The sequence below is a fragment of the Mixta gaviniae genome, from assembly GCF_002953195.1.
GTDB lineage: Bacteria > Pseudomonadota > Gammaproteobacteria > Enterobacterales > Enterobacteriaceae > Mixta > Mixta gaviniae.
Genome location: NZ_CP026377.1, coordinates 175,109 through 199,585, shown reverse-complemented (window position 1 = coordinate 199,585; position 24,477 = coordinate 175,109). Strand labels below are relative to the sequence as shown.

21 protein-coding genes and 1 tRNA gene are annotated in these 24,477 nt (G+C 54.4%); 11 read left to right on the top strand and 11 right to left on the bottom strand.

The features are described from left to right. The first annotated feature begins 3 nt into the window (after positions 1-3). The 10 genes from bcsE (at position 4) to C2E15_RS00855 (ending at position 12,137) form a co-directional block, all read left to right on the top strand. The gene (gene bcsE / locus C2E15_RS00900) at positions 4-1,560 is read left to right on the top strand and encodes a cellulose biosynthesis protein BcsE (protein WP_104955738.1); all 1,557 of its coding nucleotides are present in this window, start codon (positions 4-6) and stop codon (positions 1,558-1,560) included. Then, on the top strand, positions 1,557-1,760 hold the full coding sequence (bcsF, locus tag C2E15_RS00895) for a cellulose biosynthesis protein BcsF (RefSeq protein ID WP_104955737.1): 204 nt from the start codon (positions 1,557-1,559) through the stop codon (positions 1,758-1,760). Before bcsE ends, bcsF begins: the two co-directional genes overlap by 4 nt. After that, positions 1,760-3,421, top strand: coding sequence for a cellulose biosynthesis protein BcsG (bcsG, locus tag C2E15_RS00890; protein WP_104955736.1), 1,662 nt, complete (start codon positions 1,760-1,762; stop codon positions 3,419-3,421). The genes bcsF and bcsG overlap by 1 nt, the downstream gene beginning before the upstream one ends. A 657-nt stretch (positions 3,422-4,078) precedes the next feature. Continuing rightward, complete coding sequence (locus C2E15_RS00885; protein WP_104955735.1) at positions 4,079-4,678, top strand: GTP cyclohydrolase II; 600 nt, start codon at positions 4,079-4,081, stop codon at positions 4,676-4,678. Between the two features lie 11 nt (positions 4,679-4,689). Further along, on the top strand, positions 4,690-6,360 hold the full coding sequence (locus C2E15_RS00880) for a WD40 repeat domain-containing protein (RefSeq protein WP_104955734.1): 1,671 nt from the start codon (positions 4,690-4,692) through the stop codon (positions 6,358-6,360). Between the two features lie 8 nt (positions 6,361-6,368). After that, positions 6,369-7,406 (top strand): formylglycine-generating enzyme family protein, encoded by a 1,038-nt coding sequence (locus tag C2E15_RS00875; RefSeq protein ID WP_104955733.1) that lies wholly within the window; start codon positions 6,369-6,371, stop codon positions 7,404-7,406. 10 nt (positions 7,407-7,416) lie between these two features. After that, the gene (locus C2E15_RS00870) at positions 7,417-9,258 is read left to right on the top strand and encodes a WD40 repeat domain-containing protein (RefSeq protein WP_104955732.1); all 1,842 of its coding nucleotides are present in this window, start codon (positions 7,417-7,419) and stop codon (positions 9,256-9,258) included. Between the two features lie 447 nt (positions 9,259-9,705). Further along, complete coding sequence (locus C2E15_RS00865; protein ID WP_245912419.1) at positions 9,706-10,911, top strand: MFS transporter; 1,206 nt, start codon at positions 9,706-9,708, stop codon at positions 10,909-10,911. After that, complete coding sequence (locus C2E15_RS00860; protein WP_104955730.1) at positions 10,904-11,503, top strand: NADPH-dependent FMN reductase; 600 nt, start codon at positions 10,904-10,906, stop codon at positions 11,501-11,503. The genes C2E15_RS00865 and C2E15_RS00860 overlap by 8 nt, the downstream gene beginning before the upstream one ends. A gap of 4 nt (positions 11,504-11,507) precedes the next feature. Beyond that, the gene (locus C2E15_RS00855; RefSeq protein WP_167391813.1) at positions 11,508-12,137 is read left to right on the top strand and encodes a class I SAM-dependent methyltransferase; all 630 of its coding nucleotides are present in this window, start codon (positions 11,508-11,510) and stop codon (positions 12,135-12,137) included. Between the two features lie 130 nt (positions 12,138-12,267). On the opposite strand, the gene dppF is transcribed toward C2E15_RS00855, so the two are convergent. From dppF to C2E15_RS00800, 11 genes are all read right to left on the bottom strand, one after another. After that, on the bottom strand, positions 12,268-13,272 hold the full coding sequence (gene dppF, locus C2E15_RS00850; protein ID WP_104955728.1) for a dipeptide ABC transporter ATP-binding subunit DppF: 1,005 nt from the start codon (positions 13,270-13,272) through the stop codon (positions 12,268-12,270). Beyond that, positions 13,262-14,248 carry a dipeptide ABC transporter ATP-binding protein gene (gene dppD / locus C2E15_RS00845; protein ID WP_104955727.1) on the bottom strand — a complete coding sequence of 329 codons (987 nt, stop codon included), beginning with the start codon at positions 14,246-14,248 and terminating at the stop codon, positions 13,262-13,264. Before dppD ends, dppF begins: the two co-directional genes overlap by 11 nt. Before the next feature lie 12 nt (positions 14,249-14,260). Continuing rightward, on the bottom strand, positions 14,261-15,163 hold the full coding sequence (gene dppC / locus C2E15_RS00840; RefSeq protein WP_104955726.1) for a dipeptide ABC transporter permease DppC: 903 nt from the start codon (positions 15,161-15,163) through the stop codon (positions 14,261-14,263). A 12-nt stretch (positions 15,164-15,175) separates the two neighbouring features. Beyond that, positions 15,176-16,195, bottom strand: a complete 1,020-nt coding sequence (gene dppB, locus C2E15_RS00835) for a dipeptide ABC transporter permease DppB (RefSeq protein ID WP_104955725.1) — start codon at positions 16,193-16,195, stop codon at positions 15,176-15,178. A 233-nt stretch (positions 16,196-16,428) separates the two neighbouring features. Next, positions 16,429-18,039, bottom strand: a complete 1,611-nt coding sequence (dppA, locus tag C2E15_RS00830; RefSeq protein ID WP_104955724.1) for a dipeptide ABC transporter periplasmic-binding protein DppA — start codon at positions 18,037-18,039, stop codon at positions 16,429-16,431. Between the two features lie 654 nt (positions 18,040-18,693). Then, positions 18,694-19,176, bottom strand: coding sequence for a lysozyme inhibitor LprI family protein (locus C2E15_RS00825; RefSeq protein WP_104955723.1), 483 nt, complete (start codon positions 19,174-19,176; stop codon positions 18,694-18,696). Next, positions 19,161-20,003, bottom strand: a complete 843-nt coding sequence (locus C2E15_RS00820; protein WP_245912329.1) for a peptidoglycan-binding protein — start codon at positions 20,001-20,003, stop codon at positions 19,161-19,163. The genes C2E15_RS00825 and C2E15_RS00820 overlap by 16 nt, the downstream gene beginning before the upstream one ends. 268 nt (positions 20,004-20,271) lie before the next feature. After that, a tRNA-Pro gene (locus tag C2E15_RS00815) sits at positions 20,272-20,348 on the bottom strand. Between the two features lie 108 nt (positions 20,349-20,456). Further along, complete coding sequence (gene eptB, locus C2E15_RS00810; RefSeq protein ID WP_104955721.1) at positions 20,457-22,148, bottom strand: kdo(2)-lipid A phosphoethanolamine 7''-transferase; 1,692 nt, start codon at positions 22,146-22,148, stop codon at positions 20,457-20,459. Positions 22,149-22,429: 281 nt separating this feature from the next. Then, positions 22,430-22,861 carry an organic hydroperoxide resistance protein gene (locus C2E15_RS00805; protein WP_104955720.1) on the bottom strand — a complete coding sequence of 144 codons (432 nt, stop codon included), beginning with the start codon at positions 22,859-22,861 and terminating at the stop codon, positions 22,430-22,432. 114 nt (positions 22,862-22,975) lie between these two features. Further along, positions 22,976-23,434, bottom strand: coding sequence for a MarR family winged helix-turn-helix transcriptional regulator (locus C2E15_RS00800; RefSeq protein ID WP_104955719.1), 459 nt, complete (start codon positions 23,432-23,434; stop codon positions 22,976-22,978). Positions 23,435-23,501: 67 nt separating this feature from the next. On the opposite strand from C2E15_RS00800, the gene C2E15_RS00795 reads away from it, so the two are divergent. Beyond that, positions 23,502-24,086 carry an HD domain-containing protein gene (locus C2E15_RS00795; RefSeq protein WP_104955718.1) on the top strand — a complete coding sequence of 195 codons (585 nt, stop codon included), beginning with the start codon at positions 23,502-23,504 and terminating at the stop codon, positions 24,084-24,086. Positions 24,087-24,477: the final 391 nt, after the last annotated feature.

Here is a 24,477-nt window from a genome sequence, read left to right as displayed (position 1 = left end):
TCTATGTCACTCTCTTTTACGCTCGGTATTGAGCAGGTTCAGAATGAATTAATTGATATGCAGCCGCCTGGCTGTTACTGGCTTACCGTTAGCCGGCCCGAGGATGCTCGCAGGCTGGCGCGGCAGGTGATGGCGGCGCAAAAGTCCCTGACGCTTATCAGCGCCGGCGACGCGCCGCAGGCGCTGCTGGAGCCGAAATTGCCGCAGGGGCCGAATCGCATTCCTTTTTACTCACTGCCTGAGACACGTCGCGCGCTATTGGATCTGCCGGAGGATTTAGCCCGCACCCTTTCAGCGAAGCCGCAGCTGATTTTATTTAACAATCATTTTTCTTTCCTTGAAAAACTATCACCTGCGGAATTAATCGACTGGATTAAAAAAATTAACCACACGCTGGCTGCGCGTAACTGTTGTCTGTTAATTATCACGTCCGGTTCGGGAGTAAATAATTTACGTCAGTCGTTACTGAGTACGTTCCGGCAATTAAACGGCCTGGCGCATCTGGAATATCAGCAGGATATCTGGAATTACCGCATCAGCTGGTGGTGTCACGATCGGCGCCTGATGGCGGATCGCGCGCTGCGCTTAACCTTTCAGCCCGCCGGTTTTATGGCGGTCAATGAAAGCGAGCAGAACACGCCGCTGACGCTGAACGACGAGGCGATCTGCATCGCAGAAAAACAGGTGCTGGAAGGCGCACCGCCGCTCTCCAGCCACTGGCAGCTGTTCGACAGCAATGAGCTGGTGGCGTCGCGCGCCCAGCAGGCGGATTCCGCCACGGTGATTTTCTGCCTGAGCCATAATGAGCAGATCCGCACGCTGGCGCAGGCGATCCACGGCCTGCGGCGCGCACGCGGCGCCGGCCTGAAAATCATCGTACGTGAGATGCAGACCAGCCTGCGCTACAGCGATGAGCGTCTGCTGCTGGCCTGCGGCGTTAACGCTATCGTGCCGTTCGGCGCGCCGATGTCGCGCTTTCTCACCACGCTGGAAAGCCTGCAGGGCCAGCGCTATAACCGCCACGTGCCGGCCGATCTCAATGCGCTGCTGCAGTCGCTGCAGCCGATGCAGCTGCGCGGCTTTTTACCGCTGGATCAGTTTTGCGAGGCGGTCACGCAGCTGGCAAGCAACACCCTGCTGCCGGAAAACGGCAAAGGCCTGCTGGTGGCGCTGCGGCCGGTGCCCGAGCTGAAACCTGAGCAAGCGCTTACGTTATGTAAGCCGCGCCGCTATGGCGACCTGGTAACGCTGCTGGGCGACCGGCTCTACCTGTTTCTCTCTTCGTGCCGCTATAACGATCTCGACACGGCGCTGAAGTTTATCTTCCGCCTGCCTCATGACGAACTCTTCTCCAACCGTCTGGTGTGGTTTGAAGATTTGCAGATCCTCTCCGAGGTGCGGCAGATGAAGACGCTGGTGCCGGGCGCATGGAAAGACCGGCCGCCAGCGCTGAGCGTGGTGACGCCGGAGAGCGCGACGCCGGCGCCTGTGGCGGCGGTGCGCCCCACGCCGCTGCCGGTGGCGCTAAAAATTGATACGAAAGGAGCCTCGCGCGAATGACATTAATGGATGGGGTACAGATCCTGATTTTGCTGCTGCTGATCGCGCTGCTGACAAAACCGCTCTATGCCCGCTGGCTGCCGGCACGCTGGCTGCCGGCACGCTGGCGCGGCATGATGCACCGGCTCCTGCCGCCTCGCTCGTTGAAATATGAAGGCACCTGGCGTCGCCAGTCCACTAAAACGGATAAAGAGAAATAATGACTGATGGTAAAAAGACGCAGCCTTCCACGGCTGCTTTCTGGCGTAGCTGGCGCGGGCTGGGCGGCTGGAATTTCTATTTTCTGATTAAATTTGCCCTGCTGTGGTTCGGCTACCTCAACTTTCATGCGCTGGCGAACCTGGTCTTTCTCGCCTGGCTGCTGCTGCCGCTGCCGTCGGAGCGTCTGCACCGTCTGCGCAGCTGGATTTCGCTGCCGATCGGCATCGCCCTGTTCTGGCATGACACCTGGCTGCCCGGCCCGCAAAGTATTCTGAGCCAGGGCGGCCAGGTGGCGGGCTTTTCCGGCGCCTACCTGCTCGATCTGTTTAACCGCTTTATTAACTGGCAGATGGTCGGCGCGGCGTTCGTAATGCTGGTGCTTTACCTGTTTATCTCCCAGTGGGTGCGCATCACGGTGCTGGTTTCGCTGCTGCTGATCTGGATAAATTTAATCAATATCGCCGGGCCGTCGTTTTCGCTGCTGCCGACCCGTTCCGCCACGCCGGAAGTGGTACTGAATAAGCAGACGCCCGCCAATAACGCGGCGGCGGATAAAAACGCGCTGGATGAGTCAGCGCCGCCAACCAGCGCCAACCTGACCGCTTACCTGAACCGTTTCTACGAGACGGAAAAGCAGCGCGTCACCCATTTCCCCGACACGCTCTCGCCTGATTCGCAGCCGTTCGACGTGCTGATTATCAATATCTGCTCGCTCGCCTGGTCCGATATCGATGCGGTGCAGCTGCGCGATCACCCGCTGTGGAAGCACTTCGATATTCTGCTTAACAACTACAACTCCGCTACCGGCTACAGCGGCCCGGCGGGGATCCGCCTGCTGCGCGCCAGCTGCGGTCAGACCTCGCACAGCGATCTCTATAAGCCGGCGCAGCAGCAATGTTATCTGTTCGATAATCTCGCGAAGCTGGGCTTTAAAGAGCAGCTGATGATGGACCACACCGGCGTTTTCGGGAACTACCTGAAAGAGCTGCGCGATTTCGGCGATATTCAGGCGCCGCTAATGTCGCAGACGGGCATCGCGCCGGAGCTGACCTCATTTGACGGTTCGCCGGTGTTCAACGATGCGCAGCTGATGCAGCGCTGGCTGGACGACCGCAGTAAAAGCAGCGATGCGCGTACCGCTACCTTCTATAACCTGATCCCGCTGCATGATGGCACGCGCGAACTCGGCAGCGCCGGCACCGCGCCGTACAAGCCGCGCGCGCAGGTGCTGTTCGATCAGCTGGACGCCTTCCTGACCAACCTGGAGAAATCGGGCCGGCGAGTGATGGTGATGGTGGTGCCGGAGCATGGCGCCGCGGTGGTAGGCGATAAAATGCAGATGTCCGGCCTGCGCGATATTCCCAGCCCGAGCATCACTCATGTGCCGGTCGGCATTCGTTTTGTTGGCATGAAGGCGCCGCACCAGGGCCAGTCGCTGAGCGTTGATACGCCGACCAGCCTGCTGGCGCTGTCGGAGCTGCTGTCGCGCGTGGTGGATGGCCAGGTGTTTAATGCGCCAAACGTCAATATGTCGGTGCTGACGGAGAACCTGCCACAGACGCCGGTGGTGTCGGAAAATGACAACGCGGTGGTGATGATGTACCAGGGCAAACCCTGGATTCGTCTCAACGGCGGCGACTGGGTGCCTTACCCGCAGTAAATAATGTTAAAGCCGTCACACTTCAGGCCCGGGCCGGTGTTTCACCGTCCCGGGCCTTTTTACAGGGCTGCGCCTTCACCTTGCCCATACTTCTTCTCTTAACCCGCCTGACCTGAATCGCATTTTTAACAGACGCGCTGATGTCATCTTGCCTCCCCCGCCTGAATCGCATTTTTTAACAGACGCGCTGATGTCATCTTGCCTCCCGTGCCTGAATCGCATTTTTTAACAGACGCGCTGGTGTCATCTTGCCTCCCGTGCCTGAATCGCATTTTTGACAGGCGCGCTGACCTCATCTTACGTACCCCCTGCCCTGAAACGTCATTTTCTTATAACGATAGATATTAATTATATTAATACATAGATCACATTATGAATCGCCTTCATTTTTCAACGTTATGGCCAGAAAGGCGCATAAAACATAAGAAAAACCTCTGTATGCGATAGATTCCTAATATTAATAATATTTGATCTTAAGCACGATTTAATGAGATTAAAACGTGCCTTTTTATTTTTTTATCATTAAAAACATCATCTTAAAAAACCAATGACAAAAGAACATGATTAAATAATTAATATATTGACAGTGCATTTGGCTTGCTGTACAAAACAAACGCAACCAGTAGTTAACAAAAAACTAACCAAGACAGGGCAACTATGAGCAATGTCAGGATCAGGAACAGTGACTACATTCCATTAAAAAACCTTACCAACAAGGCCGAGTTCATCACCTTTCATGGTTTTGCAGATGGAAAAGAACATATTGCATTACGCTTTCCGGGCTGGAATGTAAAAAACGGCGCTCCCCTGGTGCGCATCCATTCTGAATGCCTGACGGGCGATGTTTTCCATTCGCTGCGTTGTGACTGCGGAGAGCAGCTGACAGAAGCGCTTTCTTTGATGGATCGGCAAGGCGGCGTTGTGCTTTACCTGCGTCAGGAAGGTCGGGGTATCGGTTTATACAATAAAATCGACGCCTATAAACTGCAAAGCGCGGGAATGGATACTTACCAGGCGAATATTGAACTGGGTTTTCCGCAGGATGTCCGTGAATTCCAGACCGCAGCGCAAATGCTGCATGCGCTGGATATGCGCTCTGTTACGCTGCTAAGCAACAACCCCGAGAAAAAGAATCAGTTGCAATCCCACGGCATTCATGTCGAACGGGTAATGAATACGGGTACGTTTCTCAATACGTTTAATAAGGCCTATCTTTCCGCGAAAAAAGAAAAAACAAACCATCTCCTTAACCTGTGAGGCTGAAATCCATGTATAAGCACACTGCTCCTATTAGCGGCATAGCAACTCTTGGAAGTAAATGGGTATTGACGGCGGGTTACGATAATCGCGTTATTTTATGGGATGCTGAAAAAAAGTCGCCCATTAATCGTATCTTCCATGACCATCTTGCTAATCAGTGTGCCTTCAGCCCTTGCGGTAATTATATTGCGACCGTCAGCAGCGATTATAGCTGCAGAATATGGTCATTTCCGGAAATGGCATTAGCCGGCGTCATTAATACGCATCAGGATGACGTAGAGTCCGTCGCCTTTCATCCTGAAAAGCAGTGGGTAGCAACCTGCTCGCGTGATAAATCGATTCTTATTTCTGATTTCAGCGGCAAAAAAATTCATCATTTGCACGGCCATGATGCCGACGTTATCTCAGTGGAATGGAATGCAAATAACGGCCTGATCAGTTCCAGCGATGACGGCACCATCCGGGTTTGGAATGCCCAAACCGGCGAGCAAGCCGAGTGCATCGATCTGGATAATGTGGAAACGGACACCATTGTTATTACGCCGTCCGGCACCATTTTCGCCGGCAATGACAATGGCGAGATCATTATTATCGCCGACGGTAAAATAAGCAGCACACCCGCGCACGAAGCGGGCATAAAACGGCTGGTTTACGATAATAAGCGTCAGATTATCGTCAGCCTGAGCTACGATCGCAAAATGAAGCTATGGCGCCAGCATGGCGACACGCTGGAAAATTACCATACAGCCGAACTTCCCGCGCTTATCTGGCCGCGCTCATGCGCTTTTCTCGATAAGGATAAGCTGGTGTTCGCCTCTTTCGGCGACAGCTATGCCGAATACGCGATTTCTGAAAGAAAATGGTATCTGGACCATATCAGGCCCACCCAGGGGTTAAACGCGGTACAGCTTTTTAACGGCGCGCTGTGGAGCGTCGGGGATGCCGGTACCGTTTTTAACGGCTCGCATATCGCGGCGGAAATGGGCAGCCTGTGCAATTTCCTCTGCGACTTCAACGGCACGCTGCTAACCGGCGGCCAGATGGGCACGCTGTTTAACGCCTGCACCGGTGAAGTGATATATCAGCATCATTCTCCGCTTAACTGCGCCTCCAGCATTGGCGGCGATAATGCGATGTGCGTCGTTGGCGCCTATACCGGCGAAGGCATTGTGCTGCGCAACGTCAATGGCAAGGTGGAAGTGACGGATGTCATCAGCCTGCATCAAAATGCGATTAAAGGCGTCGCACTGACCGGGACGCTGATATTTTCCGTCTGCGCCGACACGGCCGCCGCGTTCCATAAAACAGACGATTTAAGCTGCCATAAATATATTCCTGCCGCGCATCATAAAATCGCGAACGGCTGCGATAGCGATGGCGCGGGCACGTTTGTCAGCATCAGCCGGGATCTGAAATTACGCATCTGGAATGATGAAACGCCGCAGGTTATTGATACTCCAAGCGCTAACTCCATTAAATGCGTGGCGCTAAGCAAAGATAATCGCCAGGTCGCGATAGGAAATTATACCGGCTGGGTCGGCATCTATGATCTATCACGCGCCGCCTGGGTCTACTGGCAACGCCGCTCCTTCTCTGGCATTTCAAGCATCAAAGCCGTTCCTGACAATTTCGTTTTTTCCACCTATGAAGGCATATGTGAATATGTGATGCCGGAGTGAATAAGGCGATGAGCGAGCGTGCAGAAAAGTTAACCCTGACGGGCCTGATAACGGAAAACGCAGATTTATCGGGTAAAAAGATCAATGAACTCACCTTTCGGGAAGCGATGGGATTACCGCCGTACGCGGTAAATAATCAGCTTGATAATATCGGCGAAGATTATCGTCTACTGGCGCCGCTCGAAAGCGAAGCCCTGGTTGCGATCATCAGTGACAAAAACAGCGCCTTTACCGAAAGGTATGCCGCAGGGAATTTGCTGGCGTTAAAAGGCGATCCGCGTATCAAGGTCTACGAGCCGGAGATGATTACGGTCCCCGCCGCAAAGGTTGTGCTGGGGCTGCCGGAGCAGCGGGTAAAGGAGGTCACGCAGGCTTTTAGTCAATATGGCGTGATTGAGGAGTGGATACGTAAAGAGTGCCCCGCCTATCAGGCCACATTACCCGCCTTTGCGCTCGGCAAATATTGCGTGACGAACTGGGAGTATTACTGCTTTCTTACCGACAGCGGCTATGAAGAGCTGCCTGACAGCTGGCCGTTCGGCGTCTATCCACGCCAGCGCGCCAACTATCCGGTCTATTCCCTTTCCTGCGAGGCCGCCACCGCCTACGCCGCCTGGCTGAGCGCGAAAACCGGCAGGGCATTTCATTTACCGACAGAGGCGCAGTGGGAATATGCGGCGACCGGAACGGATGGACGAGACTACCCCTGGGGCGACACCTTTCTTCCTGACCGCTGCAATTCCGTTGAAAGCGGCATCATCGATGCAACGCCTGTCGGCCTGTTTCCCCACGGCGCAGGCCCTTTCGGTCACCTCGATATGGCGGGCAATGTTGAAGAGTATACCGCTGACGTTTACAGGCCTTACGGCCCTGACTCAGCCATTCGGGATGATTTATGGCTAACCCAGGGAAGCGATTATTGCATCTCGCGCGGAGGGAGTTTTACCCGCTTCCGCGATCTTTGCAGAACCCGCAGACGTCACGGCAGATATGACTCAGAGCTATACATTATGGGTTTCCGACTGGCTGAAAACATAGAGCGCTAAGGAGCGTAGAGTGAATATTCAAAACCGACTGTTACGTATATTTTACTCAGAAAATGAGATCATCTGTTCTGATGTAAAAGGGCGGCTGCATAAGTTTGATAATGAATTGAACCTGCTTTGTTCTTCGCCTGCGCTGGGGTTTAATAAACCTATCAATGCGGTAGCGGTGCATAACGCCTTTATCTTTACCAAAGATCGTTTCGGCGCCGTAGGTAAATGGAACCGCCATACCTTAGAGCCCATCGATTTTTATCAGGCGGAAAATCTGTGCGACAGAGAAAAGCTGTTCGAAGATGAAGAGCCTTCCCCCTCGCCTAACCGCGCGATTGCCGTCTTAAATGATCGGCTCTATACCAATAACGGCTACGGTCAGATCGTGGTGCTGGATATCCATGATTTCCGCTTACTGGATATTCGCGAATCCCCCTCCCCCTCTTTTTTTGACGCTATTTGCGTGGACAATCCCGATGTGCATATGCTTTCTGATGTTGAAGGCGAAGTGTATATCGGTAACCTTGAAGAGAATTTTTTCCCGGTCCAACGTAAACTGGATAATAACGTTATTCATGGCGTTATTTATGATAAAAAACACGATCGCTTTTGCACTACGCAGGATGGCGGCCTCGGCGATGATGAATGCGTCCATACAGGCATTATCTCGATAGATAAAGACGGTAGCAACGTCAAAGAATTTAAAATATCACACGAAGATAACGAATTTATCTGTTTTTCGCACGACTATGAAAAGATATTTATCGGCGGATTTAACGGTAAGATTTCGGTTTTTGATAACAGTGATAAAGAGTTTAAGCTGGAAAAGGTTTTTGGCCCGCTTGAGTTCCAGATTATTCATGCTGCCGTCGATGAACACAATAATATCTATGCTTTATTGCAAACTGGCGATATTTTTAAAATCGACTTTGATGGCAATATTGTCAACCGCACCCATTTTTCCAATAAATGTATCTGGATTCTGGAGGCGCACCCGAATAACGATCATTACCTCTACGCGGGAACAGATGCGGGCGTGGCGATATTTACCTGGGAACAGGGGAAATTCGGTAGCGTTCAGGTCAGCCAGCAGGCCCATCATCGGCACGGCTTTGGCATCGTGAAAGATGTCAAGCCATTGAAAGATGGCTCTTATATCGGCATCAGCCGCAAGGGCGACATTTTCCGTTGCTCGCAGCAGGGCCATATCATGTGGGTTAAGCAAGTGTTGGGCGTCCCACGCGGTATTGCGCTGAATAGCGACAGCACCCGCTGCATGCTCTCCTCTGATGCCCATGTGGTGTATGAGTTTGAGGTGGAAAATGGCCATCAGCTGGACGCCATTCCTCTTGAAGGACCGTCTTACGCCTGCGCCTACACCGCAGAAGGAAACCGTGCCTTTACCTGCGATTATCACCAACAAATTCTCTTTATGCCGGCCGATACGCATAACGTGCTGGGCAGTATCCATCTCGAATCCCGCCTCAAGCGCCTGATTACCGATAAAGAGGGCCATCTTTTTGTCACCGGACCGGGCGGCGTGTTTGAAATTGATACGCTGAATATGAAAGTGAAATCAGAAGCTGGCGAGTTTCTGGTCAGTACCAAAGAGACCTGCGTCTATTGCAATAACTATATTTTCGCTGGCGGTTATGGTTATCAGGTTGGCGTGTATCAATATGCCGATGGCGAGATTATCGATCTTGAAGAAAATCTGCCGGATTATACCAAAGCCTTTGCCGCCTTCCCGGGAAAGGATAATGAAATAATGCTTTTTGTCGGCGGACGCGGCGGCTTCCTGAATGCTTATCGCGTACAGGAAGGCAAGCTGCAAAAAATCCGTGAAACCTATTTATCTTAATGGTTAAGGCGGGTAATGAAGCCTTAGCATTCGCGCCAACGACGTTGGCTAATTTAAACGAGGAGATAAAACAATGACTAAGCCTAAGCGCCGCATTGTTCAGTCTAAAGGCTGAACAGGTTAAGCACTAAAACGATTCACAGAACGGAAACCTTTTCCGACCCGTTATCGTAAACAGACAGGAGCGATAAAGATGACTAAGCCTAAGCGCCGTATTGTTCAGTCTAAGGGCTGAGCGGCATACATAATAAATTGTCAGTTAACGGGAGTTATACTCCCAAACTTATTGTAAAAATACAGGAGTGCAGACAATGAATAAGCCTAAGCGTCGCATTGTTCAGTCTAAAGGCTGATTGTTTTAGAAAATAAAGATGTCATACGTTGAGGTGGCGCAAGCCACCTCTTGAGGAGTGGGTATTGAAAACGATTTTTCATAATGTCCGGTTCGTGGCCTGGGCTACCGGCCTGGCCCTTGATCGCCTGGGAAACGCCATGTATCTCGTCGTGTTGCCCTTGATGGTTTACCATATGACATCCTCATTAAAAAATATGGCGATTGTCACGATCTGCCAGTTTTTACCGCGCGTTTTTCCCGGCGTCTATGCGGGAAGCCTTGTTGATATTTCGAATAAAAAAAACCTCTTTTTTATCGCGCTGCTGCTGCAATTTTTTAGCGGCGTCGCGATCGCCGTGCTGTATCTGCTGCAGTTACTGAATTTTCCCCTGCTCTGTTTTTTCGCCGCCCTAACCAGCATCAGCTTTGAGATCTCCCGCACCACGGAAATGACGCTGGTGCCGGCCATGTTCGCTCAACAGCGAGTAGAGGCGACCACGATGCTGGCATCGCTGCATACCGCCATGTTTATGGTGGGGCCGGTACTGGGGGCGCTGCTGCTTAAATATTTCAGCTATAACGTGCTGTTGCTGTTGAACGCGCTTAGCTATCTCGCCCCCTTGATCCTTAACCGCTGGACAAAAATTCCTGCGCTGCAATCGGCGCATCACCAGACGAAAGGGCTACGGGAAAAACTGGCGCTAACCAATCTTTCATTAAAAGAGTCCTTCGCAACCGTAGGCGGCAGCATAACGCTGAAGCTTTTGATGGCCTTTATTATTTTTATCACGCTGGCCACGGGCGGCCTTGAACTTCTGATCATTTTTTATATAAAAAACCGGCTGCAGGTAAGCGATGAATTCGCCAGCCTGATGTATGCGCTCGGCGCTGGCGGCATGTTTTTGGGATCGTGTCTGGTGCCTGTATTCAGAAGACTGAAACGCAAAAGTTTCCTTCTTATTACGCTGCTGCTCATGATCGGCGGCATATTTCTTTTTCAGCTGGAAACCGTCCCTGCGTTAATGGCAGGGCAAGTATTGATTTTTATGGGCATGTTTGCCTGCAGCGTGACGCAGGACTTAATTATTCAGGAGAGCGCCCCGCCTGAGATGCTGGGCCGGATTAGCGGGCTGTTGCGTATTATCAACAGCGCGATGATCTCCCTTTCCACTTTTTTCCTGACGACGCTGGCGGCCAGCCTTAGCTTCCAGGCTATCGCGGTCATCGTCATCGGCATGATCCTGCTGGCCTTACTGCTTAGCCAGAATCAACATTTTACCTCAACCCATTATCAACACGGTGAGCATCTGAATGAATAATTACGTTATTATCAGCGCAAGCACGCGCCAGGAGAGCCAATCCTCCCGCTTATCGCAGGTCATTCATTCGTTAATCGATACGCTGGATCCCGATTCGATGACCCACATTATCGATCTGTCCGCAGTCAAGCATATGGAGTGGAACAGCGAATTCTGGAGCGACAACATCCCCTGTCCGAACTGGAAAACAACCTCCGCCATTCTGGATGCCAGCTCAGCCATCATTATTGTCGTGCCTGAATGGCACGGCATGATCCCGCCCGCCCTGTTGAATTTGTTTGTGCTGGCGGAGCGCAACGAACTGGCGCATAAACCCGCGTTAATCGTCAGTATCTCGGCCGGAAGCGGAGGCGCTTATACCGTCGCGCAGCTCAAGGGGTTCTGCACAAAAAACAATCGCCTCTGTTTTATTCCTGAACACGTGATTGTGCGCCAGGTGCGCGATAAAGCCTTTAAGGGTGATGAAAATAGCGCGGACGATCACGAGCGCCTGGTCTATGGCCTGAACGTACTGAAAGCCTATATTCCCGGCTTTGCGCAGGTGCGCCAGTCTGGCGTCCTCGACTATGACACCTGGCCTTATGGGATGTAATCACATGCGTGTTTCTGAAAACTATCATTCAGTAATCGAAAAAGCCTTTCAGCGTCATTACAGCGAACAGTCGGACGTCTGGACAACGGATATAGGCATGCGCGTGCTGCCGCTGCTGATCCAGGGGCAGCTACGCCTGTCAGCAGAAAGCCGTGTCCTTGATATTGGCTGCGGTAGCGGGCTGGATACCCTCGTTTACGGCGATCTCAGCCAGCAGGTTACCGGCGTGGATATTTTCGATCACCCGGAGTGGCGACAGATTGAAAACACCCATTCCCACATTCGCTTTATTCACGGCAACTTCCTTTCCTGCCCGCTGGAAGGCCCTTATGATGTGATTATCGATAACGGCTGCTTTCATCATCAAACCGAAGAGAGCCTGGCGCACTACCTGGCGAAAATTCACCACCTGCTGCCCGCGCATGGCCACTTTGTCCTTTCAACATTTAGCGATAGGTTGAAATCCACCTACATTGATGACTACCAGCGCATACATCACTATTTTAGCGACGAGGCGCTGTCGGCCATCTTAGCCGAAGCCCGGTTCGCCGTTCTCACGACCCTTTTTATCTATCGCCCGAAATACGGAAATTATTATCGTATCTCTTTTTGTCAGAAAGCGGCTGAGGCCTAAGCGCGCGCTGTTTCTGCATGACCGGCCAAAGCGTGGTCATGCGCCGGTAACAATAAAACCGCTCCGAAAGAGCGGTTTTATTGTTTTACGTAGTAAGCGACAGGGAGGCATGGCGCAATCGCTGATGCGATTATCCCGCTTGCTGCTGCTCGTCCTGGTCGACGGCGAAGCAGGCGATCTGCTGGTCGCCGTAGCGTTTCAGCTGCGGCTGCAGCTGGACGCAGGTGCCAAAACGGCGGCGGCAGCGAGCGTTAAACGCGCAGCCGGGCGGCGGGCTGAGCGGGCTGGGCAGCTCGCCGGTCAGCTTGATACGCTCGCGGCGATCGTCCGGGTTGAGGCGCGGCGTGGCGGAAAGCAGCGCCTGAGTATAAGGGTGGCGCGGATTGGCGAAGATCGCCTCTTTGCTGCCCTTTTCCACGCAGCGGCCCAGATACATCACCATCACTTCGTCGGCAATATGCTCTACCACTGACAGATCGTGCGAGATAAAAACGTAGGAAAGCCCCATATCCTGCTGCAGATCCATCATCAGGTTCAGCACCTGCGCGCGCACCGACACATCAAGCGCCGAAACCGGCTCATCGGCGATCAGCACATCAGGATCGAGCATCAGGCCGCGGGCGATAGCGATACGCTGACGCTGGCCGCCGGAAAACATATGCGGGTAGCGGTCGTAATGTTCGGTTTTCAAACCGACTTTCGCCATCATCTCCAGCGTTTTTTCGCGTCGCTCCGCCTTGCTGAGGGGGGTGTTGATCAGCAGCGGCTCTTCCAGGATCTGGCTGACTTTTTTACGCGGGTTCAGCGAGCCGTAAGGGTTCTGGAACACAATCTGGATTTTCTGGCGACGCAGCGACTGCGCTTCGCGGTCGTGCTTCAGCAGATCCTGGCCGTGCCAGAATAGCTGCCCCTCGGTCGGCGTTTCAATCATTGTCAGCAGGCGGCCGAGCGTCGATTTACCGCAGCCCGATTCACCCACTACCGCCAGGGTTTTACCGCGTTCAAGGTTAAAGGAGACGCCGTCCAGCGCCTTTACCAGCCGCGGCTGGCCGAACAGTCCCTTTTTCACCGGGTAGTGCTTTTTCAGGTCGATTGCCTGCAGCAGATACTGCTGCTCTTGAGTTTCAGGACGCATAGGTTGGTCTCCCGGCATCATCCAGCGGATAGTGACACTTGGACTGACGCCCCGGAATATCACGTAATTCAGGTTCTTCCACACGGCAATGGTCGGTGGCGTAAGGGCAGCGCGGGTTCAGCAGACAGCCGCGGGGACGGTCATATTTCCCCGGTACCACGCCCGGCAGCGAAGCCAGACGCGCTTTGTCGGCCGCGAACTCCGGCAGGGCGCGCAACAGCGCCTGGGTGTAAGGGTGGCGCGGCGCCTTAAAGATATCGCTCGCTTTGCCCGTTTCCACCACCTGCCCGGCATACATCACGATAATGTGCTGCGCGGCTTCCGCCACCAGCGCCAGATCGTGAGTAATCAGGATCAACGCCATGTTCTCCTGCTTCTGCAGATCGAGCAGCAGTTCGATAATCTGCGCCTGAATGGTCACGTCAAGCGCGGTGGTCGGCTCATCGGCGATCAGCAGGCGCGGCCGACAGGCGATCGCCATGGCGATCATCACGCGCTGACTCATGCCGCCGGAAAGCTGATGCGGATAGACATCCAGGCGCGATTCCGGATCGGGAATACCGACCTGGTTCAGCAGATCGATGGCGCGCTGGCGCCGGGTGCGGCGGTTGCCGCCCTGATGCACCTTGATCGCTTCCATAATCTGATAGCCCACGGTGTAGCAGGGGTTCAGGCTGGTCATCGGATCCTGGAAAATCATCGCCACTTCGGAGCCCACCAGCTGGCGGCGCTCTTTTTCGGAGATGCGCTTCAGGTCGCGCTGGTTGAACTCCAGTTTGTCCGCCATAACGCGGCCGGGGAAGTCGATCAGCCCCATAATCGCCAGCGAGCTGACCGATTTACCGGAGCCTGATTCGCCGACGATGCCCACCACCTGGCCCTGTTCGACCTGGTAGCTGATGCGGTCAACCGCGCGGAACGGTGCTTTCTCATCGCCGAAATGCACCGACAGTTTTTCTATATTCAATAACGCCATCTCGGTGCCTCTTTACTGCTTGAGTTTCGGGTCGAGCGCATCACGCAAGCCATCGCCCATCAGGTTAAACGCCAGTACCGTCAGCAGGATCACCACCCCAGGGAAAGTGACCACCCACCAGGCGCTTTGCGCATACTGCAGAACGTCGGAGAGCATGGTGCCCCACTCCGGCGTCGGCGGCTGCGCGCCCATACCGAGAAAGCCCAGCGCGGCCATATCCAGAATCGCGTTGGAGAACCCCAGCGATGCCTGGACAATCAGCGGTGCCAGGCAGTTCGGCAGAATATTGACGAACATCTGACGCAGCGCGCCGGCGCCCGCCACGCCGGAGGCGGTGACGTAATCGCGGTTCACCTCCACCAGCACCGCGGCGCGGGTCAGGCGGATATAGTGCGGCAGCGCCACGAAGGTCAGCGCCAGCGAGGCGTTAACGATCGACGGACCGAAAATCGCCACCAGCACCAGCGCCAGCAGCAGGCTCGGCAGCGCCAGCATAATGTCCACCAGGCGCATGATGCTGGCATCGACCGCGCCGCCGACGTAGCCGGCCAGCAGGCCGAGGATGACGCCGAGGATCAGCGACAGCAGCACCACCAGGCAGCCTACCAGCAGCGAGAGGCGCGCGCCGTACATCAGGCGCGACAGCACGTCGCGACCAACATCGTCGGTGCCGAGAATATATTGCCAGCTGCCGCCCTCCTGCCAGACCGGCGGGTGCAGCAGCGCGTCGCGGAACTGTTCCGCCGGGCCGTGCGGCGCCAGCAGGCCAGCGAACACCGCCACCAGCACCATAATCACGATATAGACCAGGCCCGTTACTGCGCCCTTGTTGCGTTTAAAGTAGTGCCAGAATTCCTGAAAAGGGGTCATCGGCTTGGGTGCAGCGCTTACGCTGCCAGGATCGACTACAGACATGCTGGCGCCCCCTTATTTTTTGTGTCGGATGCGTGGGTTAACCACGCCATAAAGCAGGTCAACCAGCAGGTTAACCAGGATAATCAGCGTGGCCACCATCAGCACGCCGCCCTGCACTACCGGATAGTCGCGGCGCTGCAATGCTTCAATCAGCCAGCGTCCCAGACCGGGCCAGGAGAAGATGGTTTCGGTCAGGATGGCGCCCGCCAGCAGCGTGCCGATCTGCAGACCAATCACCGTCACCACCGGCAGCATGGCGTTACGCAGCGCGTGGACCACAATCACCCGCATACGCGTCAGCCCTTTGGCGCGCGCGGTGCGGATATAGTCCTCGCCCAGCACTTCCAGCATCGAGGAGCGCGTCATACGCACGATCACCGCCAGCGGAATGGTGCCCAGCACGATAGCGGGCAGGATCATATGCATTACCGCGTCTTTGAAATCGCCCGCCTCGCCCCAGATCAGGGTGTCGATCAGCACGAAGCCGGTCAGCGGCTGGGTATCGTCAAGGAATACCGCATCGCCGAGCCGCCCGGAAACCGGCGTCAGGTTGAGCTGCACCGACACCAGCATGATCAGCATGATGCCCCACCAGAAAATCGGCATCGAATAGCCGGTCAGGGAGATGCCGACCGCGGTGTGGTCGAAAATAGAGCCGCGCTTCACTGCCGCCAGCACGCCGACCGGAATGCCGACGATCATCGCGAACAGCATGGCGCAGAAGCCCAGCTCCAGCGTCGCCTTAAAGCGCGGCACGAACTCGTCCCAGACCGGGGTGCGGCTTTTCAACGAGATGCCAAGGTCGCCGTGCATGACGCCATTGATATAGGTGAGGTACTGTTTCCACATCGGCTGATCGAGGCCTAACTGCGCCATCAGCTGCGCGTGACGTTCCGGAGAGATCCCGCGTTCGCCAGCCATGATCAGCACCGGATCGCCGGGGATCAGATGCACAAATGCGAAGGTTAAAAGGGTGATACCGATAAACGTTGGGATTACCAGGCCCAAACGTCGGAGTATGAACTGCAGCATATTCCGTTTCTCTGTTTTTATCCCGCCACGTTGGGCGAGTGTTGCTCACATCCTGCGATGGCGTGAAGCCAACCGCGACGCAACAGGTTGCGCCTTAGCCTTTTTTTCGTCCGGGAAAGGGGATGAAATGCGTTCAGCCCACAAAGATCGCCGTCGGGCGAGGGCTGCCTGCACCCCGTGCAGTCAGCCCTCGCTACGAGAGGATTCGGGCCGACGGCTGCCGGCCCCGTTGATTATTCAGCGATATCGACGTTAACGAAGTAGTGACCGCCCAGTGGATCCACCACATAGTTGGAGACTTTTTTACTCACCGGCTCATACACCGTAGAGTGCGCGATAATCAGCGCGGGCGCCTGATCGTGCATCACCACCTGGGCCTGCTTGTAAAGTTCGATACGTTTCTGATGGTCATCCGTCGCGCGGGCGGGCTGAATCAGCGCTTCAAACGACTTGTCGCACCAGCGTGAATAGTTGGAGCCGTCTTTGGCGGCCGCGCAGCTGAACAGCGTGGCGAAGAAGTTATCCGGATCCCCGTTGTCGCCGGTCCAGCCCATCATCACCGTCTGATGCTCGCCCTCTTTAGCGCGCTTCAGGTACTCGCCCCACTCATAGGTAACGATTTTGGCTTTTACGCCGATCTTCGCCCAGTCAGCCTGAATCATCTCCGCCATGCGGCGCGCGTTCGGGTTGTAAGGGCGCTGTACCGGCATCGCCCACAGGTCGATGGCGAAACCGTCGGCCATGCCCGCTTCTTTCAGCAACGCTTTAGCCTTAACGGGATCGTAGGGGTAATCCTGCACCGCATCGTTGTAGCCCCACATGGTTGGCGGGATGAGGTTTTTCGCGGCCTGGCCGGCGCCCTGATACACGGCGTCGATGATCGCTTTCTTATTCACCGCCATCGTCAGCGCCTGACGCACTTTGAGGTTATCCAGCGGTTTTTTCTCAACGTTGAAGGAGAGATAGCCGACGTTCAGGCCAGGCTGCTCCATCAGGTTGATGTTTTTATCCTGCTTCATGCGCGCGATATCCGCCGGATTCGGATAGGGCATCACCTGACACTCGCCTTTCTGCAGCTTGGCGTAGCGCACTGATGCGTCCGGCGTGATAGAGAAGACCAGGCGATCCACTTTCGGTTTGGTGCCCCAGTAGTCAGCGTTAGCCTTATACAGGATGCGGGAATCTTTTTGGTACTGCAGCAGCTGGAACGGGCCGGTGCCGACCGGGTTGAGGTCGACTTTCTCCGGCGTGCCCGCCTGCAGCATCTTGTCGGCATACTCCGCTGACAGAATCGAGGCAAAATCCATGCCGAGATCGGCCAGGAACGGCGCTTCCTGACGCGTCAGGGTAAAGCGCACGGTATAGTCGTCCACCTTCTCAACTTTGCTGAGCAGGTTCGGCATATCCATGCCTTCGAAATATTCGTAGTTGCCGCCGGAGACGCCGTGATATTTGTTGTTCTTGTCGAGCTGACGCTCGAAGGTGAACACCACATCATCCGCATTGAAGTCGCGGGTCGGCTTGAAATCTTTCGTCGTGTGCCACTTCACCCCTTTACGCAGGTGAAAGGTATAGGTTTTGCCGTCTTCGCTGATGTCCCACTTCTCAGCCAGCGCCGGATGCAGCTCTGTGGTGCCGATAGTGAATTCCACCAGACGGTTATATACCTGGCGCGAGCTGGCGTCATAGGTGGTGCCGGAGGTGAACAGCTGCGGGTTAAACCCTTCCGGCGATCCTTCTGAACAGTAGACCAGCGTTTTAGCCTGAACGCTGGCGGCCACGGTCATTGCAATCAGGCTCAGGCCGACCTTTAGCACCCCTGATTTAGCCAAGGAAATACTCATGCTTATGCTCCAATGTGTGATGTGTGTTTGCGCGTGTGCCCGACCTCTGTTTTTTTTGTGCGGCCGGTGCAGGTTGCCCGCAGGCAACGGGAGGTAAGTGTGGCTTGTCGACTCTGACAGCAGGAAATCTATCAGAAGAATCCGCTTCCCTTACCCCGGTGAAACATCAATTTGTCAACAGATTGCAAGCACGTCAATACAGACATTAGGTATTTACACAGAGTGTGAGAAACAGCAAGCAAACATAAAAAAAACCTTCCAATAACAAAACCAGTGGAAAAATTCATCTATGTACGTTTCAGCACCACAATAATCGGGTAAAAAAGCAACAGGGCAGCAGGTTTAACCGTGAAAAAACGATTAAAATTTATCGTTGAACGCTGAATAACTGAACGATTAGCAAGCTGTTCCGCCAGAGACCCAGCTAAAAATGCTGCGATATCGGCATAAGAAAACGCCAATATGCAAGACTGGGCCATAAGTTATGTGTCATGCGAATTAAGCATACAAACCAGCGCTGGCGGCGGATGAGAGAATAAAATCGGGATTAATGCCGCTTTTTGGCACCCGGCCGGGCATGAGGGGCAAAAGATGAAGTTATGGCCCGGGCGCGCGTCATACTTTTGCCTGATAGTCAGGCGCGACGGCACAAGATTATGGATTATCTAATGTCGGATGATAAAGCATATTGATTTCATCAATTCGGCGTTTATTCATTGTTATTATGCATGAGATCTCTATATCTCCCGCGGCGCTGGCCCATGAACCCGGCAAGGCTGCTTCAGCAGCACAAAATGCATCCCTTGATACCAGCCAGTTTTTTTGCGATACGTTAAATCTTTCCCAAAAAATATCTTTTATTTCTATTCCAGCGCCTTTTGTATCATTAAGCCGCCATGGATTATCATAATTTTTGTATATGTAGGCTTTTAATTTCTCTTTTTCTTTTTCCAGCTCTTTATTTGATTGTTCAAAAACGCTGGTTTTACAATCAAATTCATTATTCTCAACCGTATCTCTTGGCAAAGAAAAACAGTTGGAAAAGGTTTCATCGAACGGCATCGTTGCATAAGAAAGATGATTAAAAACACCTATTACTAAAGCTAACCTGGCGCTATAGCTTATAAAAGATGACATATCCTTTTCCTTTGTTTTTCATATTTCATATAAAGGTTACTTTGTTCAATTAAGGCTATCATTTTATCTCTTTTATTTTTTGCTGCCGCTCTGGTTAACATTTTTATGTCATCAACGCCCTGATAAACGATATCAACATAAACATCTTTTATCTTTGTATCCATCGCTTCCCAGCTAACCGCCTCCTGAACAATCTGTAATTTCTTCGTGTGTCTAAGATAATAGTGTTTAGCCAGGCTGACATATCCGGGATAAACCAACTCAAACAGCTCAATCTGTTGCCGATGAGTCATCTCGCCGACCATGGGGCCAAACACCGTGACAAACTGCTGCGCCGTTCTGCCACTCAGCCCCGCCGCGCGGGAACAGATTGTCGCCTTATGCTCTTCCAGGCCAGCCCGTCGTAATATGCTGTAGATCTCCCCTGCGCTGCGCTGTTTCATATCAAAACCGCGTCCTAACGTCACGCCGGACACGCCTCCCGGCCAGTGCAGCACGCGTGAAAACCAGCGGGCGGGCACAGCCCGATAAGGCACCGCCGCAGTGAGATAGTCTTGCCCTTCGTTATCAAACGTGAACTGCCCGGCGCTGACCCGCAGTAAACCGCCCGCTTCCCGCGGCTGATTAGCGGGCGACATTGCATTCAATGCGCTCATAAAGCAAACGGAAACGGGCGTCACCAGCCCGGAAGGTGAAAGATGCAGCAGCCGTTGATACCAGCGTATCGCTTCGACCGTCTGCTGGCCGCAAATACCGTCAACCGCCAGCCGTCGTCCGGTCGCCAGCCTGTAGCCCGCATCGGCCACCATACGCTGCAGCTTTTTCACTTCGCTAACCTGATTAGCGCCGCAGACGCCGACCGCGGTTAACAGACGATCGGGGTGCAGCACCACCGGCTGGTGATAGGTTCTGTCCATTGAAATCCTTTTCCATGCTGAGCGCCGCAGGCGGCGTGGCGAGAAAAGGGTTATCGCAAAGGCGAGAAACAGAAAACGTGACGGGAAAAGGAGAGGGGTGGTTTTGAGCCAGGTCTTATACATTTTTCGCGGGTTAAAACGCAAAAACCCCAGTCATTGCTGACTGGGGCTGGGGATTTGGTCGGCGAGAGAGGATTTGAACCTCCGACCCACACGTCCCGAACGTGTTGCGCTACCAGGCTGCGCTACTCGCCGATGGGGGCGCATCTTACTGAGGTCGCCGCCAGGCGTCAATAATTTTTTCATCCGGCATGCATCAACTGGATGAAAAGCATTCACGCCGGCGGCGCGGCGGCTGTGGGTTTAGCTCTTACTTACCGCCGCGGCGGCGGGCGCCTGACACCAGTTATTGCCCGCTTTAATACCGCCGTCCGGCGAGGTATAGCCCAGGCAGCCAAGGATGGTATCAAACAGCTCCACATGGCGATGGGTCTGCCCTACGCGCTGCTGCGCCTGTAACCGCTCAAACGCCTGCTTGTTATGTCCATCCGCCAGCCAGCTGTCGGAGGCCCAGACGATCATCGGCACGCGGAACTGCTCCGGCGGCGCCATTTCACGCGGCGTGCCGTGCAGGTGCATATTGTCGCTGATCGATTCGCCGTGGTCGGCGGCGTAGAAGACGATCGCTTTCTTACCGCGCAGCTGGTCATACACGCTGTCCAGCACGCTGTCGGTATACAGTACCGAGTTATCAAAGGCGTTGATCAGCTGCGCCTTACTGCACTTATCATCCACACCCATACACTCCGGCGTGTAACGCGCGTAGCTGCGCGGATAGCGCTGGGAATAGAGATAGTGCGAACCTTTAGTATGCAGCACCACCAGATGTTTGCCGTTGGGATGGCGATCGAGCGACGCTTTCAGCTCCGGGATCAGCAGCATATCGTCAACCGGTTTCCCCTGGTTACGGCGCTCAGAACCGATCTGCTCGCGGAAGGCGAAGTTATCTGCATGGCTGTTGTCATAAAACCAGACTTCGCTCTGCATGGCGAACAGCTCAGAGCTGAAGCCCAGCGATTTCAGCACTGCGAACACGTTCTCTTCTTTCAGCGTCCGGCCTGGGTTATCCATGGTGCCGCCTTCACGCACAAACATGCAGCGCAGCGAGAGCTTGGTGGCGGTATCGCATGACTGGCCGCGGAACGCCACCAGGTTCTTCTCATGAGAGAGCTTCGGCGTGGTATCGCGCTCGTAGCCCAGCAGGCCCATATGGTCCCAGCGGGTGGTTTCGCCAATCACAAACACCACATAGGTATCGTCAATGCCCGGCGGCGCCACATAGGTGAATTTCTTCGCCGGATCCAGCAGCTCCTGACCATCCACCGCTTCATCAAGGCGCGTCCAGGTGAACAGCCCCAACGCCGACAGCCAGTTAGACGGCAGATAAGAGTGCGCCACCACGCCGCCGTAGCTCGGCAGGTCGATATTGGTGATCTCTTCATTCGCCTTTTGCAGCTTGTCGAAATAACGGATCGGCAGCCACACCAGCGCCACCGCCAGCAGCATAATGCCTATCGGCTTCAGGCGCTGGCCCGGTGTTTTCAGCTGTTCGATCAAGGTCATGCGCAGACGATTGCGCCAGATCATCAGCAGCGGCAGCGCGCTGACCAGCACCATCCACAGGACAAACTGATAGCCCACCACCTCTTTCGACAGATCGATATCGGTGGTCATCACCGAGGCCACGATGCCGTAGCCGATTACCACATTGAAAAAGGCCATATAGTAGGCGGCGGCCACGGAAATCAACACCAGGCCGGTGGCAAGAATGCGGTAAAACAGCTTGCCGCCCAGCGACAGCAGACGCATCAGGAAGAAGGTCAGCAGGACGATAGCCAACACTTCCGCCCCCGCCGACAGCCAGTCGGTGAGCGTGGATTTATTCAGAAAAGGATCAAACCGACGGTAAAATATGGGCAAATTCAACAGAATGCCAATATAGAGCGACAGCAAAAGAGACAGCTTTTGCTGAGTGAGTGATTTTATGTAATTCATTCGACCTTCTTTATTCCCGGCGCAACATATGCTTCACAAACGATAATCAGACCGCTTCGCTGCGCCAGAGTTCTTACCGACAATCGCATTATTCTCACAGCGTGATGAACAAGAGGATTCTGAGCGGAAAAAGGAACCTTTTCCGGTGGAGCGCGGACAGTTAACCACAGTCAGGCGACCAGGTCAGCGAAATTCCGCCATCGTGACGAGAAAACGCACAGTTTGTTGAGCGGGCGGGCGAAGAAAGCGCGCAGGCGCCAGGAGGCGCCTGCGGCGGAACATCACGCGTTGATGATATTCAGGTTGACGTCGATATTGTCACGGGTGGCGTTAGAGTAAGGGCAAACAATATGCGCCGCCTCGACCAGTTTCTCCGCTTCCGCCTGATCCATGCCCGGCAGGTGGATATTCAGCGTAGCTTCAATGCCGAAACCGGTCGGCAGCGGGCCAATGCCCACTTCGCCTTCGATAAAGGCCTCTTTCGGCATAGCAATTTTGTCGCGGGCGGCCACGAACTTCATCGCGCCCAGGAAGCAGGCGGAGTAGCCAGCAGCAAACAGCTGCTCCGGGTTGGTGGCTTCGCCGCCGGCGCCGCCCATCTCTTTCGGCACGCCCAGCTTCACATCCAGCACGCCGTCAGAAGAGGTGGCGCGGCCATCGCGTCCACCCGTCGCTTTTGCTTTTGCACGATAGATGACTTTTTCTAAAGACATATAAAACCCCTTCCTGTTGATTTATCCACGATTAAATAGCGAGCTATTTTATAAGTAAGACACTATAAATTTTAGCGGGTTCAGCTGCCGTTGCCAGCGGCTGAACCAAAACGGTTAGCGAATAAGCTTATCGCGCAGCCGATCCAGCTGGCCTTTCAGCGCCTGCAGCGTTTCGACATCGCAGTCGGAAGCGCAGATCACCGATTCAGGAATGCTCAACGCTTTTTCACGCAGCGCGCGGCCCTGCTCCGTCAGCGTTACCACCACCTGGCGCTCATCCTGCCGCGAGCGCTGGCGCGACACCAGCCCCGCCGCTTCCAGCCGTTTCAACAGCGGCGTCAGCGTGGCGGAATCGAGAAACAGCCGCTCGCCGATATCGGAGACCGTCACGTCATCGCGCTCCCACAGCACCAGCATCACCAGATATTGCGGATAGGTGATATCAAGCTGTGTCAGCAGCTGGCGATAGAGCTTATGCATCGCCAGGTTGGCAGAATAGAGGGCGAAACAGAGCTGGTTATCCAGCAACAGTGGCGCGCCCGGCGCTTTTTTGTCATCTTGATGTGTACTCATGCGTGACAATATAAATAGCGCACTACATAATTGCAAGCAATGTTTAAACAGGCCAGGGGAGGGAACTATGCAGTCACTGGAAGAACGGGCAAGACGCTTCGCGACAGAAATCCACGCCGCCGCCGGTCAGCGGCGCAAATATACCGATGAGCCGTACATCGTTCATCCCGCCGCGGTGGTTGAACTGGTGCGCAGCGTCACCGATGACGAGAACATGCTGGCCGCCGCCTGGCTGCATGACACAGTGGAAGATACCCGCGCCACGCTGGAGGATATCGCGCAGCAGTTCGGCGATGAGGTGGCGGGGCTGGTGGGTATGCTGACGGATAAAAAGCAGCCGCAGGCGAAAAACCGCGCCGCGCGCAAGGTCGCGCATTTCCGCCATACCGCCGATGCCTCACCTGCGGCGCAGACCATTAAGCTGGCGGATATTATCGATAATACCCGCGCTATCGTGCAGTACGATCCGCATTTCGCCCGCATTTACCTGGTGGAGAAGCAGGTGCAGATTACGCTACTGCGCGAAGGCAGCGCAGAACTCTGGCGTCAGGCACAGGTGATTATCGAACAGGGTATCGCCCAGCTGCGTCAACGGCCTTATAACGTGCCGCAAGCCTGGTTTGAGAAACAGGCAGCAAAATACGCGATGTAAATGCGGCGGTGGCGGCCGCTGACCATGAGCGTCAGTGGCCACGCGCACTATGTCGCCGTGCAGCCCGATATCACTGCGCTGCTCACTCCCCATCCGGTGCTGGCACAGCCCTGAGCCACCCTGCCGCGGCAGGGTGGCTTTTTGCCGTCGCGGCTGACGCCCCTGAGGAAACTCCGATATTTTCGCTTCGCCCGTCATTCCATCCATAGCTAAAGCGCCTGTCTCTTTCCGGTCAAAAAACAATCACCCGACACTCTTTTCTCCGTTTATCCGCGGGATGACTTGTTACATAAACCGCATTTTTCCCCGCCTGCCGCCGTGAAAAAAACCGTGCCTGCCAATGTGCGCTTGATTATATCTGGTATCGCTCGTCCTACCTTACCCCTGCATA

Excerpts from the sequence above, each read along its gene's own strand:
- C2E15_RS00855 (WP_167391813.1), top strand. The coding sequence starts at position 11,508 with ATGCGTGTTTCTGAAAACTATCATTCAGTAATCGAAAAAGCCTTTCAG.
- dppF (WP_104955728.1), bottom strand. The coding sequence starts at position 13,272 with ATGCGTCCTGAAACTCAAGAGCAGCAGTATCTGCTGCAGGCAATCGAC.
- C2E15_RS00875 (WP_104955733.1), top strand. The coding sequence starts at position 6,369 with ATGAGCGAGCGTGCAGAAAAGTTAACCCTGACGGGCCTGATAACGGAA.
- dppB (WP_104955725.1), bottom strand. The coding sequence starts at position 16,195 with ATGCTGCAGTTCATACTCCGACGTTTGGGCCTGGTAATCCCAACGTTT.
- C2E15_RS00885 (WP_104955735.1), top strand. The coding sequence starts at position 4,079 with ATGAGCAATGTCAGGATCAGGAACAGTGACTACATTCCATTAAAAAAC.
- bcsE (WP_104955738.1), top strand. The coding sequence starts at position 4 with ATGTCACTCTCTTTTACGCTCGGTATTGAGCAGGTTCAGAATGAATTA.
- C2E15_RS00880 (WP_104955734.1), top strand. The coding sequence starts at position 4,690 with ATGTATAAGCACACTGCTCCTATTAGCGGCATAGCAACTCTTGGAAGT.
- C2E15_RS00860 (WP_104955730.1), top strand. The coding sequence starts at position 10,904 with ATGAATAATTACGTTATTATCAGCGCAAGCACGCGCCAGGAGAGCCAA.
- bcsF (WP_104955737.1), top strand. The coding sequence starts at position 1,557 with ATGACATTAATGGATGGGGTACAGATCCTGATTTTGCTGCTGCTGATC.
- C2E15_RS00825 (WP_104955723.1), bottom strand. The coding sequence starts at position 19,176 with ATGTCATCTTTTATAAGCTATAGCGCCAGGTTAGCTTTAGTAATAGGT.
- dppD (WP_104955727.1), bottom strand. The coding sequence starts at position 14,248 with ATGGCGTTATTGAATATAGAAAAACTGTCGGTGCATTTCGGCGATGAG.
- C2E15_RS00805 (WP_104955720.1), bottom strand. The coding sequence starts at position 22,861 with ATGTCTTTAGAAAAAGTCATCTATCGTGCAAAAGCAAAAGCGACGGGT.
- bcsG (WP_104955736.1), top strand. The coding sequence starts at position 1,760 with ATGACTGATGGTAAAAAGACGCAGCCTTCCACGGCTGCTTTCTGGCGT.
- C2E15_RS00795 (WP_104955718.1), top strand. The coding sequence starts at position 23,502 with ATGCAGTCACTGGAAGAACGGGCAAGACGCTTCGCGACAGAAATCCAC.
- dppA (WP_104955724.1), bottom strand. The coding sequence starts at position 18,039 with ATGAGTATTTCCTTGGCTAAATCAGGGGTGCTAAAGGTCGGCCTGAGC.
- dppC (WP_104955726.1), bottom strand. The coding sequence starts at position 15,163 with ATGTCTGTAGTCGATCCTGGCAGCGTAAGCGCTGCACCCAAGCCGATG.
- C2E15_RS00800 (WP_104955719.1), bottom strand. The coding sequence starts at position 23,434 with ATGAGTACACATCAAGATGACAAAAAAGCGCCGGGCGCGCCACTGTTG.
- eptB (WP_104955721.1), bottom strand. The coding sequence starts at position 22,148 with ATGAATTACATAAAATCACTCACTCAGCAAAAGCTGTCTCTTTTGCTG.